Origin of the sequence: Agrobacterium sp. MA01 (assembly GCF_009650195.1) — a bacterium.
Lineage (GTDB): Bacteria > Pseudomonadota > Alphaproteobacteria > Rhizobiales > Rhizobiaceae > Allorhizobium.
The window spans coordinates 758,762-772,793 of sequence record NZ_CP045854.1 but is presented as its reverse complement, the minus strand read 5'-3'; the positions used below and the strand labels follow the sequence as shown (position 1 = coordinate 772,793).

General features: G+C 62.2%; 14 protein-coding genes. 8 read left to right on the top strand and 6 right to left on the bottom strand.

Translation table 11 applies throughout. From position 1 onward, the window contains the following. Positions 1 to 45 precede the first annotated feature (45 nt). The gene (locus GH983_RS03590; RefSeq protein WP_153761642.1) at positions 46 to 972 is read right to left on the bottom strand and encodes a pirin family protein; all 927 of its coding nucleotides are present in this window, start codon (positions 970 to 972) and stop codon (positions 46 to 48) included. Between the two features lie 154 nt (positions 973 to 1,126). Beyond that, the gene (locus GH983_RS03585; protein WP_153761641.1) at positions 1,127 to 2,485 is read right to left on the bottom strand and encodes a GntP family permease; all 1,359 of its coding nucleotides are present in this window, start codon (positions 2,483 to 2,485) and stop codon (positions 1,127 to 1,129) included. 251 nt (positions 2,486 to 2,736) lie between these two features. Between GH983_RS03585 and GH983_RS03580 the strand changes: the two genes are divergently transcribed. Beyond that, a complete protein-coding gene (locus GH983_RS03580; RefSeq protein WP_054148914.1) occupies positions 2,737 to 3,102 on the top strand; it encodes a response regulator in 366 nt (121 codons plus the stop codon). A gap of 48 nt (positions 3,103 to 3,150) precedes the next feature. Here GH983_RS03580 and GH983_RS03575 read toward each other — a convergent pair whose 3' ends face one another. From GH983_RS03575 to GH983_RS03560, 4 genes are all read right to left on the bottom strand, one after another. After that, positions 3,151 to 3,534: a DUF1850 domain-containing protein gene (locus GH983_RS03575; protein ID WP_153761640.1), complete on the bottom strand. Its 384-nt coding sequence runs from the start codon at positions 3,532 to 3,534 to the stop codon at positions 3,151 to 3,153. After that, a complete protein-coding gene (locus GH983_RS03570) occupies positions 3,531 to 5,648 on the bottom strand; it encodes a TRAP transporter permease (RefSeq protein ID WP_153761639.1) in 2,118 nt (705 codons plus the stop codon). The genes GH983_RS03575 and GH983_RS03570 overlap by 4 nt, the downstream gene beginning before the upstream one ends. Positions 5,649 to 5,740: 92 nt before the next feature. After that, complete coding sequence (locus GH983_RS03565; protein ID WP_153761638.1) at positions 5,741 to 6,697, bottom strand: TAXI family TRAP transporter solute-binding subunit; 957 nt, start codon at positions 6,695 to 6,697, stop codon at positions 5,741 to 5,743. 115 nt (positions 6,698 to 6,812) lie between these two features. Then, positions 6,813 to 7,283, bottom strand: a complete 471-nt coding sequence (locus GH983_RS03560) for an Lrp/AsnC family transcriptional regulator (protein WP_054148910.1) — start codon at positions 7,281 to 7,283, stop codon at positions 6,813 to 6,815. A gap of 182 nt (positions 7,284 to 7,465) precedes the next feature. Here GH983_RS03560 and GH983_RS03555 point away from each other — a divergent pair, with 182 nt between their 5' ends. From GH983_RS03555 to GH983_RS03525, 7 genes are all read left to right on the top strand, one after another. After that, positions 7,466 to 8,257 (top strand): ABC transporter ATP-binding protein, encoded by a 792-nt coding sequence (locus tag GH983_RS03555; protein ID WP_153761637.1) that lies wholly within the window; start codon positions 7,466 to 7,468, stop codon positions 8,255 to 8,257. A 41-nt stretch (positions 8,258 to 8,298) separates the two neighbouring features. Beyond that, a complete protein-coding gene (locus tag GH983_RS03550) occupies positions 8,299 to 9,069 on the top strand; it encodes a transporter substrate-binding domain-containing protein (protein ID WP_076392782.1) in 771 nt (256 codons plus the stop codon). 21 nt (positions 9,070 to 9,090) lie between these two features. Next, positions 9,091 to 9,816, top strand: a complete 726-nt coding sequence (locus tag GH983_RS03545; protein WP_069041986.1) for an ABC transporter permease — start codon at positions 9,091 to 9,093, stop codon at positions 9,814 to 9,816. Between the two features lie 12 nt (positions 9,817 to 9,828). Beyond that, complete coding sequence (locus GH983_RS03540; protein WP_153761636.1) at positions 9,829 to 10,518, top strand: ABC transporter permease; 690 nt, start codon at positions 9,829 to 9,831, stop codon at positions 10,516 to 10,518. A gap of 22 nt (positions 10,519 to 10,540) precedes the next feature. Next, on the top strand, positions 10,541 to 11,773 hold the full coding sequence (locus GH983_RS03535) for a PLP-dependent aspartate aminotransferase family protein (RefSeq protein WP_153761635.1): 1,233 nt from the start codon (positions 10,541 to 10,543) through the stop codon (positions 11,771 to 11,773). Between the two features lie 23 nt (positions 11,774 to 11,796). Further along, a complete protein-coding gene (locus GH983_RS03530; protein WP_153761634.1) occupies positions 11,797 to 12,708 on the top strand; it encodes a homocysteine S-methyltransferase family protein in 912 nt (303 codons plus the stop codon). A 250-nt stretch (positions 12,709 to 12,958) separates the two neighbouring features. Further along, positions 12,959 to 13,960, top strand: a complete 1,002-nt coding sequence (locus tag GH983_RS03525; protein ID WP_371418467.1) for a TerC family protein — start codon at positions 12,959 to 12,961, stop codon at positions 13,958 to 13,960. Positions 13,961 to 14,032 lie beyond the last annotated feature (72 nt).

The following is a 14,032-nucleotide window of genomic DNA, read 5'->3' as shown; positions in this document are numbered from 1 at the left end:
CCGACGATCAGGGCAATTCCACGTCATCAAGCGCATATATAGCGGTCAACGGCCCTCCGGCAAAGGTACGAACTCGTCTTCGTCGCCGGGAACGATGTCAAAACGGCCAGTTCTCCACTCTTCCTTGGCCTGTTCGATGCGTTCCTTGGACGACGATACAAAGTTCCACCAGATATGTTTCCTGGTTTCCATGGCCGCACCGCCGAAGAGCATGACGTGACAGCCTGTCGCGCCGCCGATCAGGGTGATCTCGTCGCCGGGGCGGAAGACGAGAAGCTGGTCCTGGGCAAAGCGGTCGCCGGCGATCTCGATCTCGCCGGAGAGAATGTAGAGCGCGCGCTCTTCCTGGCCGGCGTCGAAGGGAAAGCGGGCACCGGGCTCGAGAGCGAGGTCAACATAGAGGGTCTCAGAGAAAGTCGTGACCGGCGAACGCAATCCGCCCATGCCGCCGATGACGAGGCGACCGGAAGCGCCGCGGTCGCTGAAGGTCGGCAGCTCGTCCTTCGCCGTATGGGCGAAGGCCGGGTCGATCTCCTCCAGATGATCCGGGAGCGCGATCCAGGTCTGCAGTCCCGACATCGAGAGTGGATGACCGCGCAGGTTCTCCGGCGTGCGCTCGGAATGGACGATGCCAGAGCCTGATGTCATCAGGTTGATGTCGCCCGGAGCGATCACCAGCTCCGTGCCGAGGCTGTCGCGATGCTTGATCTCGCCGTCGAAGAGATAGGTGACGGTCGAGAGGCCGATGTGCGGATGCGGACGGACATCCATGGCTTCGCCCGCCTTCAGAACGGCAGGTCCCATGCGGTCGAAGAAGATGAAGGGCCCCACGAGACGGCGCCGGACAGAGGGGAGCGCGCGCCGCACCGCAAAACCGCCGATGTCGCTGGAACGGGGAATGATCAGGTGTTCGATGGCGTCGCAGGCAAAGGCATCGCCGGGGACGGGGTCATTTCCGGGAAAGAAGGACATGAAAAACCTCTTCGTTTGCGTGCAGAGCGCGCCGCTCTCGTGGGGTGATGCTCCCATCATAGGGCGCTACCGAGCGACCACCGAGCTCTTTTTTCGATGGTCACGAGAACGGAACGAGACGTGATCTGCCTCTGAATCGGATAGCCATCGAAGATCAGAAGCTTCCGAAGCTGATGCCCAATGCGACGATCGCCGCACAGGCGACCAGAGGCACCAGGACAGCGACGACGAAGATGTCGCCGTAAGCCTGACGGTGGGTCATGCCACAGATCCCGAGCAGGGTAATGACGGCGCCGTTGTGCGGCAAGGTATCGAGCCCTCCCGTCGCAACGGCAATCACCCTGTGCAGGAGAGCGGGATCCACGTTCTGGCTTACCGCCTGCGCAACGAGCGTCGGACCCAGTACGTCCAGCGCGATCGACATTCCGCCAGAGGCCGAGCCCGTAATCCCGGAGAGAAGCCCCGAGGACAGTGCTGCCGATATCACGACATTGCCGCCGGACAGGCCGTCGATCGCCGACCGCAAGACTTCGAAGCCCGGGAGGATAGCAATCACGGCGCCGAAGCCAACGAGGCTTGCCGTATTGAACAGTGGAAGGAGCGAGCTTTCTGCGCCCGCCCCAGTCGTTTCGAGGATCTTCGGTGGTGGGCTGACGACAAGGGCGAGCACCAGACCGAAGGTCAGGGCCGCGACGACGGACCAGAGCCCCTTGACCCTGGCCAGCTCTGTTGCGCCATAAACCGGGTCTGCCAGATAGCTGGTATCGAGACCCGGCAGGATGAACTGATCCATCAGCAGCGTCATGGGCGCCACCGATGCAATCGGCAGGGCCGCCCGCCACAGGGGCAGCGCAACCGTCTCCGACGAGGCACCGTTTCGAACAGGTGGCGGCTCTCCGGCCAGACGTGCGGTTCTTGTCCGAAGCCAGAGAAGTCCAAGACCAAGCATGATGCCGCCAGCAATCAGGCCGAGACCCGGGGCCGCAAAAGGCGTCGTGGCAAATGTCGCCATCGGAATGGCGTTCTGGATCGACGGCGTTCCGGGAAGTGCCGTCATGGTGAAGGTGAAGGCACCGAGCGCAATGGTCGCCGGGATCAGCCGGGCTGGAAGGCCGGTCTGAATGAAGAGGGCACGCGCCAAAGGCCAGGCAGTGAACGCCACGACGAACAGCGACACGCCACCATAGGTCAAAACGGCGCAGGCAAGCACCACGGCAGGTATCGCGTTCTTGCGGCCCACCAGGTCGGCAATCGCCCTTGCCAGTGTGTCTGCGGCCCCGGACATCTCCATCACCCGCCCGAACATGGCCCCCAGCAAAAAGAGCGGGAAGAAGGAGATGACGAACCCTCCCGCTCCCTTCATGAAGACCTGGGTATAGCTGGCCAGCGCCGGATCTCCGGACAGAAAGGCGGCGACCACGGCAAGCAGCGGCGCAAGTGCCAGGACGGATGCGCCAGCCCAAGCCCCGGCAATGAGCAGCGTCAGGGCAAGCAGGATGATGAGGACAGACATGGGGGCCCCACTTTATTGCGCTGCAATAGATAGAGGAATCCGACCCGGTGAGCTACCGGCAACTCGCCCGCATCATCGGCCATTCTTGCAAGGCAAGGAGATGAGCATGAAGCAAATCTGCAACGTCGAGATCAGACCAGGAGCAGGCTTTCATGCATTAATTCTTCATCAGTTATATCTAATGATTTTCATCGTAGCCGATTGATCCGTCCGGTATGGCTCGCCCGACAGACGAAGGAAGCGAGGTAATCTTGGTGAAGAAAATTCTAGCGGTTGATGATTCGAAAACCATCTTGTCCATGGTCACCCAGACGCTTGAAAACGCAGGCTATGAGACGCTGCAGGCGGAAGATGGCATCCAGGGTCTGGAAGTGCTGGAAGGCAGCGCCCCTGACCTCATCATCACCGACATCAACATGCCAAGGCTTGACGGGTTCGGGTTCATCGAGCGAATTCGCCGCAGCGATCGCTACAGAGCCATCCCCATCCTTGTGCTCACGACGGAAAACGATCCTCAGAAGCGCGAACGCGCCCGCAAAGCCGGCGCCACAGGCTGGATCGTCAAGCCTTTCGAAGCGGCCAAACTTGTCGACGCTGTAGGACGGCTGAGCGCCTGAGCTTCCGATGCCAGCCCCCTTGCAAACCTCATTCTGACGCAACCCTCATCAGGGGACGGAAGCCGGCGTGCAGGGGGATATCACGCTGTCCTCGCCGGCCTGTCTGCCCAATATCAGGCACCCAGTTTCGTGGCAGAGTTGCCAACCGCCCGGTGTTTCTCCAGAGGCGGCGAGGCGTATCTCGGAAAGTGGTGCCAGCGTCGGCGTCCAGCGCCACCAGCCATCTTCAAGCGCCGCCCCCTCGCCCGGCTCCATGCCGGCGCCGGATCCCTTGACGCTTGCCCGCTTCAGCTGCAGCCCGGGAGACGTCACCGCCCACTCTTCACGCCACTCGACCTTCTCGACCTTCTCGACCGAATGCTCCCAGGAGAGCGAAAAAGTCGTGGTCGGAATTGTCAGAACTGTTGCAGCAAGCGCGACGCAAAGGCTCATGGCGTCTCGGTCCGGGGCGGAGCCGTTCCGACTGGTGCGGGCGCCTTGCCCGGGAACTTCCAGGCCATGAGGGCAAAGAGCAGAACGAGTGCTCCACCGATCTCGTCGGTGATCGGCAGGGCCGCTACCAGGAAGAAGGCGGCGGCAGCCGCGACCAGGCGGTGCAAGATTGGCAGCGGCCGGTTGAGATAGCCGATCACGGCGATACCCCAGAGACCGATCGACAGGCTGGCCTTGATGACGATGTAGAGGACTGCAAGCGGATAGCCGATGGCCTCGGCCAGCGGACCGCCATCCTGCAGCATCAGGGCCGGCGTGTAGACGGCCATGAAGGGAATGACGAAGCCGGCGGCTGCCACCTTCACTGCTTCGAAGGAGATGCGCAGGCCCGATTCCCGGGCAATGGGGGCCGCCGCGAAGCAGGCGAGTGCCACCGGCGGGGTCAGGTCGGCGAGGATGCCGAAATAGAAGACGAACATGTGGCTGACGATCAGCGGCACGCCGAGTTCGAGCAATGCGGGGCCGGCGATCGAGGAAGTGATGATGTAATTCGGGATGGTCGGGATGCCCATGCCGAGTAGGATGCAGGTGAGCATGGTGAGGACCAGCGACAGGAAGAGGCTGTGCTGTCCGACCGCGACGACGAACTGGCCAAATGTGTTGGCAGCGCCTGTGAGCGTCATGGTGCCGACGATGATGCCGACCACGGCACAGGCGACGCCGACGGGCAACGCCGTCTTCGCGCCATCCGCCAGGCTGTCAACGCTGAGTTTCAGGGCTTGCCGGCCCCCCTTGACCAGGAAATTCCAGGCAATCAGCACCAGGATGGCGATCAGGACCGCGCGGAAGCCATACTGGAAGAAGGAGGCACCGGCGAGGCCGATGCCGATCCAGAAGATGGTGCGCACAGCCGTGTTCGACATGCCGATGGCAATCGAGCTGCCGAGGATGAGCAGCATGGTGAGCGCGAGGCCTGCGGTGCCGGCGAAAAGTGGCGTGTAGCCGGAGAAGAGGAGCCAGACGAGGGCTGCGAGCGGCAGCAGCAGATACCAGTGCTGGCGGATGGCGGCGAGTGGTGAGGGCAAATCATTCGGATCCAGACCGCTGAGGCCCCGTTTGCCGGCCTCGAGATGCACCATCCAGAAGACCGAAGCGAAGTAAAGGATGGCCGGGATAAGCGCTGCCTTGACGATCTCGGCATATTCCACACCCAGCGTCTCAGCCATGATGAAGGCAACGGCGCCCATGACAGGCGGCATGATCTGTCCGCCCATGGACGATGTCGCCTCGACGCCGCCAGCAAAGGCAGGGCGGTAGCCGAAGCGCTTCATCAGTGGGATCGTGAACTGGCCGGTGGTGACGACATTGGCGACACCGGAGCCTGAGATGGTGCCCATCAGGCCGGAAGAGATGACCGAGACCTTGGCGGGCCCGCCGCGCTTGTGACCGACGAGGCCGAGGGACACATCGGTGAACAGCTTGATCATCCCGGCCCGCTCCAGGAAGGAGCCGAACAGGATGAAGAGGAAGATATAGGACGATGACACATAGGTCGGCACGCCATAGATGCCCTCGGTGCCATAGGCCATATGGTCGATCACCTGGGAAAAATCGTAGCCGCGGTGATTGAGCGGCGAAGGCAGATATTCGCCAAACAGGCAGTAGGCGAGGAATAGGCCCGAAATGATCGGCAGCGCCGGACCCATGATCACCCAGGCACCGATGAAGACGGTGGCGATGGCCAGGACCCCGAAATAGAGATCCATGGTGATGAGATCACCAGCGCGCAGGATCAGCGGCTCATATTCGACAAACTGGTAGACGGCGACGGCGACGCCGATCGTCGCGAGCGCCCAGGCGCCTGCGGTGTAGAGCGCGCCCTTGCGCAGATTGGCGGCTACCAGCGGGAAGCCGAGAAGCAGAAGAAAGGCGACATGGGTAGAGCGGACGAGCTGGCTCGGCAGGTCGATCAGATGAGCCGCGGTCGCGATCTGAAAGAGCGAGAAGGCAACGGCGATGCCGTAGAGCAGCTTGCCCTCGGCGGTCGCCGGAAAAAGCTGCTCATGTGTGTTCGGTTCATGCGACAGGGTCTGGTCCGCAGTCGTAGCGCTCATGGGTATCCGTCCGAAGGGTAAGCCAAGGGGCAAAGGACCGGACGGCATATCGGCCGCCCGGTCCCTCAGAGGTTTTCAGAAGCCCGAGGGGCTCACAGCATTCCCTTTTCCTTGTAGTAGCGCTCAGCACCCGGATGCAGCGGGATCGGCATGCCCTTGGTGGCATCTTCCAGCTTGATGTCCTTGGCGGCGTTATGCGCGGCCTGCATCTCCGGCAGGTTCTCGAACAGCTGCTTGGTCATCTCGTAGGCGAGATCGTCGGACACCTCGGAATGGGTCACAAGGAAGTTGACGACAGCGACCGTCGGCACGTCCTCCGTCTGGCCCTCATAGGTACCGGCCGGGATGGTGGCGGCAATATAGGGTGCACCGAGCGAATTGGCGACATCGGCCGGAACGGCAACCAGAGAGACCGGCAGCGAGGTGGACAAGTCCTTGAGCGAGGCCACGCCGAGGCCGGCGGACTGGAGGGTCGCATCGAGCTGGCGATTCTTGATCAGTTCGACAGACTCCGCAAAGGGCAGATATTCCGTCTTGCCAAGATCTTCGTAGCTCATGCTGGCCGCACCGAGGATGGCGCGGGCGTTGAGTTCCGTGCCGGACTTCGGTGCACCGACGGACAGGCTCTTGCCCTTGAGATCGGCAAGCGAGGTGATGCCCGAATCCTTCGTCGCGACGATCTGAATGAAGTTCGGATAGATGGCAGCAATGCCGCGCAGTTTGTCGAGCGGTGCCTTGAAGCCTGCATCCGCATTGCCTTCCGCTGCCAGCTTGACGCTATCGCCGAGCGAGAAGCCGATCTCGCCCTTGCCCTGCTGCAACAGATTGAGGTTTTCGACCGAAGCCTTGGTGGCCTGCACCTGGGTGCGGACATCCGGGATCTTCTCGCCGTAGATCTTCGACAGGGCGACGCCCAGTGGATAGTAGACGCCCGAGGTTCCACCGGTCAGTACGTTGACGAATTGCTCGGCGCGCGCGCCGGATGTGCCAAATGCGACAGACGCGGCCAGCGCGGCTGCGATCAAGGTGCTAAGTCTCGAAAAATGCATGATTGTCCTCCCAAACAATGTAAGCAATTGCGACATCATGGGCAGGCGAGAGAGGAGCGTCAACCTCGTATTTACCGAAGTTCAGGGATATCCCGGCGGATACCGAAATCTGCGCTCATTCCCGGACGGGAATATGCAGGCCGACCTTGACGTCGCGCAGCACGACATTGGTGTGCATGCGACGGATCTGCGGGTTCTCGGCCATCAATTGCGCGCTGATATCGTCGTAATGCTCGACGTCGCGGGCGGTGATGATGGCAACGAGATCAACCTGGCCGGTGACGTAATAGACCTGCTGGACGTGCTCCTGCTTGTCGGCCCAGGCGCGGAAGCGGGTGAGCGCATCGTAATTGTCGCGTTCGATTTCCATGCCGGTGATGAAGGTCATCGGGAAGCTCGTCGCCTTGCGGTTCACCACGGCGATCTCGGCGGTGATGATGCCCTCGTCACGGAGACGGCGAAGCCTGCGCTGCACGGCGGACGGCGACAGGCCGACCTTGTCGGCAATGGCTTCCGCCTTAAGCTGGCAATCCCGCTGCACCACTTCGAGAATGCTGCGGTCGAATTGATCGAGCTTGTCCGGCATGGCTCCCCCTCCTTGCGCGACCTCGTTTTCGCCCCCTTAGCCCATTTCATTCAACTGCGCCATCTTTCCGCATCATTCGACGCCATCGCGCAGGATTTTCCCACATCGCCGCTGAAATGCGCTCGAAATCCGCAGCTTTGGCCTCCTATGGTCTCGCAATTGTCAAACTACCTGGGATCAAGATGACAGGAACCGCCCCGGCCGCGCTCGACGTGCACGACATCCACAAGAGTTTCGCCGGTATTGAGGTTCTGAAGGGCATCTCTGCCACGGCCCAACGCGGGGACGTGATCTCGATCATCGGTTCGTCCGGTTCCGGCAAGAGTACCTTCCTGCGCTGCATCAACCTTTTGGAAGCGCCCGACCGCGGCCGCATCGTGGTGGGTGGCGAAGAGCTGAAACTCAAGCCGTCTCGCAAGGGCAGCCTCGAGGCCGCCGACCGAAAACAGCTGGAGCGGCTGCGCACCGGGCTTGGCATGGTGTTCCAGAGCTTCAATCTCTGGGCTCATCGAACTGTGCTGGAAAACGTCATCGAAGCGCCCGTTCACGTTCTGAAAATGCCGCGCGGCGAAGCGATCGAAAAGGCGCAAGCGCTGCTTGCCAAGGTCGGTCTCTACGACAAGCGCGATGCCTATCCGGCCTTTCTCTCCGGCGGCCAGCAGCAGCGCGCGGCAATTGCCCGCGCGCTCTGCGTCGATCCGGCCGTGATGCTGTTCGACGAGCCGACCTCGGCGCTCGATCCGGAGCTTGTCGGCGAAGTGCTGAAGGTCATCCGGGATCTGGCCGATGAGGGCCGCACCATGCTCATCGTCACGCATGAGATGAGCTTTGCCCGCGAGGTCTCCAGCCATGTGATGTTCCTCGACAAGGGACGTGTCGAGGAAGAGGGACCGCCGGACCAGGTCTTCGGCGACCCGAAAAGCGCCCGTTGCCGCGAATTCACCCGCAGCCTTGGTGGGCGCGGGACCGCTTGAACACAAATACAGAACCATCCAACCAATCGGGGAAAACGACGATGAAACTGATCTCCCTTCTTCTCGCCGGTGCCGCCTTTGCCGCAACCGCCGTCACCGCCCAGGCCGAAGTCCGCTTCGGCATCATGAACGAGGCCTATCCGCCCTTCTTCGCCAAGGATGCCTCCGGCACCTGGAAGGGCTGGGAAATTGATCTGATGAACGCCGTTTGCGCGGAAATGAAGGAGACCTGCTCGGTCGTCGACGTCTCCTGGGACGGCCTGATCCCGGCACTGCAGACCAAGAAGTTCGACGTCATCTGGTCGTCAATGTCGATCACCGAGGAGCGCCTGAAGACCATCGACTTCACCGACAAATACTACAACACGCCGAGCAAGCTGATCGGACCGAAGGATGCGACGCCGGGTGCGACGCCTGAGGCGGTCGACGGCAAGACGATCGGCATCCAGGTCTCGACCGTGCAGTCGGCCTATTATGCCAAGCACTTTGCCGACAAGGCCGAGGAGCAGACCTATCAGACGCTGGACGAGGCCTTCCAGGATCTTTCTGCCGGCCGCATCGACTATGTCTTTGGCGACGCGATCCCGCTTGCCGACTTCTTGAAGACCGATTTCGGCAAGGATTGCTGCGCCGACATGGGCGACGTGGCGGCTGATCCGTCGGTTCTCGGCACCGGCATTGGCGGCGGGTTGCGCAAGGAAGATACCGAGCTGAAGGCCAAGCTGAATGCGGCGATCGCCGCCGTCCGCGCCTCCGGCAAGTATGACGAGATCACGAAGGCCTATTTCACCTTCGACGTCTACGGCCAGTAATCGGCAGAGATTGCAGACGAGATGGCGACTGGGTCAATGACGGCATGGCAATTGCTGGCGCTTCAGCCTCCGGGCTGGGGCGGCGCGCTGTTGACCGGTGCTGCAACCACCGTCGCGATCTCGGCCTGCGCCTATTCGATCGGCCTCGTCATCGGGCTGTTCGGGGCGCTCGGCAAGCTTTCCGACAACCGCCCGGTGGGACTGATCCTCAAGGCTTACACCTCTGTCATCCGGGCGGTGCCGGAACTGATCCTGATCGTCGGGCTCTATTATGCCGGGACCGACGGCCTCAACCGGCTGCTGATGGCCTTCGGCCTGCCGCCGATTGAGGTCAACGGTTTCGTGGCGGCCGTCGCCGTGCTTGGCTTCGTGCAGGGCGCCTATATGACCGAGGTGCTGCGCGGCGCGATCCTGGCGATCCCGACAGGACAGCTCGAGGCGGCGCGGGCCTTCGGCATGTCGCCGCTCTTGCGCTTTCGCCGGGTGACGCTGCCGGCACTGCTTCCCAACGCCCTGCCCGGCATGGCCAATCTCTGGATGTCGGTCACCAAGGACAGTGCGCTGGTCGCCGTGGTCGGCTATCAAGAACTGGCACTGACGACGCGGCTCGCCGGTGCCAATACCAAGGAATATTTCCTCTTCTTCCTGGCGGCAGCTGTCCTCTATCTGGTCATCACGCTTCTCTCCAACCTCGTCTTCCATGGCATCGAGCGCCGCGTGCGCCGGGGCCAGAAGCCGGCGCATTGAAGGGGACGTGAGATGAATTTCGAATGGATCGCGAAATACTGGCCGCTGCTGATCGAGGGCGCCTTTCAGACCGTTTCGCTGCTGGTCATCTCGGTCGGCTTCGGCTTTGTGCTGGCGGTGGGGCTCGCCTTTGCACGGGTGAGCGGCGGGCCTGTTATCCGCAATCTCGCGCTTGGCTATTCCACGGTGTTTCGCGGGACACCATTGCTGATCCAGCTCTGGCTCCTTTATTACGGCGTGGGCTCGCTGCTGCCGATGGTGCCGGGCCTGAGACAGAGCTTTCTCTGGCCGATCCTGCGCGAAGGCTTCTTCTTCGCCGCCGTCTCCTTCACGCTCAACTTCGCCGCCTATCAGTCGGAAGTGCTGCGCGGTGCGCTCTTGTCCGTGCCGAAGGGGGAGCTCGAGGCAGGACGCTCGCTCGGCATGAGCCCCTTGATGCTGATCCGGCGCATCTGGTTGCCGCGGGCGATCCGCACGGCGCTGCCGACGATTGCCGGCGAGATCGTGCTGCAGCTGAAAGCCACGCCGCTCGCCTTCACCGTCACCGTGATGGATCTCTATGCGGTCGCCTTCAAGGTCCGCCAGGACACGCTTCTCGTCTACGAGCCGCTGCTCGTGGTCACCCTCTTCTACGTCGCGCTGACTGCGCTCATCACCCGCGCCTTTGGGGTGGTCGAGGCGCAGGTGCCGATCCGCCGCTGAGGCGGCCCGAAAGTAAAATGCCATGACGAAAGCCTTCGTGACCCATCCCCTGCCCGCGTCTGCTGGTCCTGAAACCCGGGCGCTCGATGCCGGCCTGGTGATCGATCCGGCGACCGGGGCGATTGCGCCCAATATCTCGATGTCGGTCAACAATGCGCTGATGCCCGGAGATGGTGCCTTTTCCGCCGATGGCGTCGAGGATCTCGCCGATCTTCCCTATCTCTATGCCCGCTGGACGAACCCCACCGTGCGGCAACTGGAACAGCGGCTGGCAGCCCTCGAAGGCGCCGAGGAGGCGCTGGCGACGGCAACCGGCATGGCGGCGATCGCCGGGACGCTGTTCACCTTTCTCAAGGCCGGCGACCATCTCGTCGTCTCGGATGTGTGTTACGCGGGCGCCGTCGAACTGACGCAGCGGGTGCTGCCCGATTTCGGCATCGAGGTCACGCCTGTCAACATGGCGCGGCTCGATCTGGTTGAAGCCGCCATGCGGCCGAACACCAGGCTCCTCCATTGCGAGAGCCCGGTCAATCCGATCCTGCGCATCGTTGATCTCGAGGCGCTGGCGGTCATCGCCCATAAACATGGGGCGCTGATCTCGGTCGATTCCACCTTTGCCACACCGGTTGCCACACGGCCGCTGGCGGTCGGCGTCGATCTCGTCATCCATTCGCTGACCAAGTTCATCAACGGCCATGGCGACGTGCTGGGCGGGGCCGTGATCGGGCGGAAGGAACTGATCGCCCGTATCAGGGGTCGAGCCGGAGTCTATCTCGGGGCGACACTCTCGGCCCAGTCGGCCTGGCTGATCATGCGCGGCATCGACACGCTCTATCCACGCCTGCGCATGGCGTCGGATAGCGCCCTTGCCGTCGCCACCTTCCTGGAAGGGCATCCGCAGGTCGAGCGTGTGATCTACCCGGGCCTAACCTCCCACCCGCAGCATGACCTCGCCAAGCGCCAGATGGATGTGTTCGGCGGCATGATTGCGTTTCGCACGCGCGAGCCGAAAGCCGCCGCCGAGCGGCTGGCGACGCGACTGCGTGTTGCCCACTATGCCTTTTCGCTCGGTCACCAGCGCAGCCTCGTGGTGCTGCTCGACACCGAGGAGATGATGACCTCCACCTTCCGCCTCACCGGCGAAGCCCTCACCGATTATCGCGCCTATGCTGGCGACGGGCTCTTCCGCCTGTCGATCGGCCTTGAGACCACAGGCGATATCATCGCCGATCTCGATCAGGCGCTTATCCCTTGACCGTATCTGACGGAGACCTTTCCATGGCTGACACACTGATCCTCGACGGCGGCATGAGCCGCGAACTGCTTCGCCTCGGGGCGGAGCTGAAGCAGCCGGAATGGTCGGCGCTGGCGCTGATGAACAGCCCCGAGATCGTGCGCCAGGTGCATGAGGAGTTCATTGCCGCAGGCGCCGATGTCGTCACCACCAATTCCTATGCGCTGGTGCCCTTTCATATCGGCGAAGAGCGGTTCCGCAAGGACGGTCCGGCCCTGATCGCATTGGCGGGTCAACTGGCAAGGGAGGCGGCCGACGGCGCTTGCCGCAAGGTCGTGGTCGCCGGCTCACTGCCGCCGATCTTTGGCTCCTATGAACCAGAGAATTTCGATCCCTCGACGGTGCAGGATTACCTGAAGGTGCTGGTCGAGAACCTTGCCCCTCATGTGGATGTCTGGCTCGGGGAAACGCTCAGCCTGATTGCCGAGGGCGAGGCCGTGCGCAAGGCTATCCAGGCGCAGCCGAAACCGTTCTGGATCTCCTTTACGCTGGGCGACGATGCCGCCCAGATCGCGGGTGGCGAGCCGAAGCTGCGCTCGGGCGAAACCGTGCAGGCGGCAGCGGAATGGGCCGCGGGCTCGGGTGCCTCGGCGCTGCTGTTCAACTGTGCAAAGCCCGAAGTGATGAGACGCGCGGTCGAGACGGCGGCAGCGGTGTTTGCCGAAAAGGGTTCGACGCTCAAGATCGGCGTCTACGCCAATGCCTTCGAAAGCGACACCGACGACAAGGCCGCCAATGAGGGGCTGCATGATACCCGTGGTGATCTGACCGGCGACGTATATTCCCGTTTCGCCTGCGACTGGGCAGACGCGGGTGCGACCATGATCGGCGGCTGCTGCGGGATCGGGGCGGAGCATATTCACAGGGTCGCAGGGGCGCTCAGAGCGAAGGGCTGATTGCCCTTCAGCGCCACGCTCAACAGGCGCCGCTCCAATTGTGGCATTCCTGTGTTTTTTTCTCGGCGGCGCTCTTGAACTCCTGATGGCAGGCCCCATTTGAGCAGCTGCGGACCGGGCCCCTCTGACGACGGATTACCCTCGTGATGTCGGACCGCATCGAGCACGCTCGATGCCATGCCCGGACCGGACCTCTCTTCAGCGAGACCGTGCGCGCATTGCATCGAGCCCGGTCAATGCAACAGAGGTCATACAATTGGAACTCCTGCTCATTCTGTTTCTCGGCAAGCCACTCTGGATGTGGTTGCTGTTCATCCTGCTGGTCGTAGCACTTCTTGCCTTCGACCTTGGCGTCCTCAACAAGAAGGACCATGAAATCGGCATCGCCGAAAGTTTGAAGCTTTCGGCCATGTACATCACGCTGGGCGTGCTCTTCTCCGGCTTCATCTACTGGCAGATGGATACGACCGCGACCGCGCAGTATCTGACCGCCTTTGTGGTCGAAAAGACGCTGGCGATGGACAATATCTTCGTCATCGCGCTGATCTTTAGCTTCTTCGCCATCCCGCGCGAATATCAGCACCGCGTGCTGTTCTGGGGCATTCTCGGGGTCATCGTGCTGCGCGGCATCATGATCGGGCTAGGTGCGACGATCGTCGACCAGTATCATTGGGTTCTCTACTTCTTCGCCGGCTTCCTGATCCTGACGGGCGTCAAGATGCTGTTCGTCGCCGACAAGGAGCACAAGATCGAGGACAATGCCCTGATCCGCTTCCTCAAGCGCCGGATGAACGTGACGGAAGAGATCGACGGCCACAACTTCATCGTCAAAAAGCCGGACCCGGTGACGGGCAAGATCAAGCGTTTTGCCACGCCGCTTCTGCTGGCGCTCGTCATGATCGAGATCGCGGACCTGGTGTTCGCCGTCGACTCCGTACCGGCCGTCTTCACGATCACGACCGATCCGTACATCGTCTACACGTCGAACATCTTCGCGATCCTGGGTCTGCGCGCCCTCTATTTCGCGCTGGATGCCATCCTGCACCGCTTCGCCTATCTGAAGTATGCCCTGTCGGTGCTGCTGATGTTCATCGGCTCGAAGATCTTCATCGCCTGGGGCATGGGCTGGGAGAAGTTTCCGCCGGAGTGGTCGCTCGGCATCACCTTCCTCATCCTCGGCGTGGGCGTCGGCTATTCCCTGTGGAAGACCGGTCCTTCGAAGGCCGTGGAAGCCAAGAGCCCGGCCGAGTAAGCCTGAGGTTTCCAGACACCGAACGACGAATGGCCCCGCAAGGGGCCATTCTCATCTCTGGGGGATCGTTTG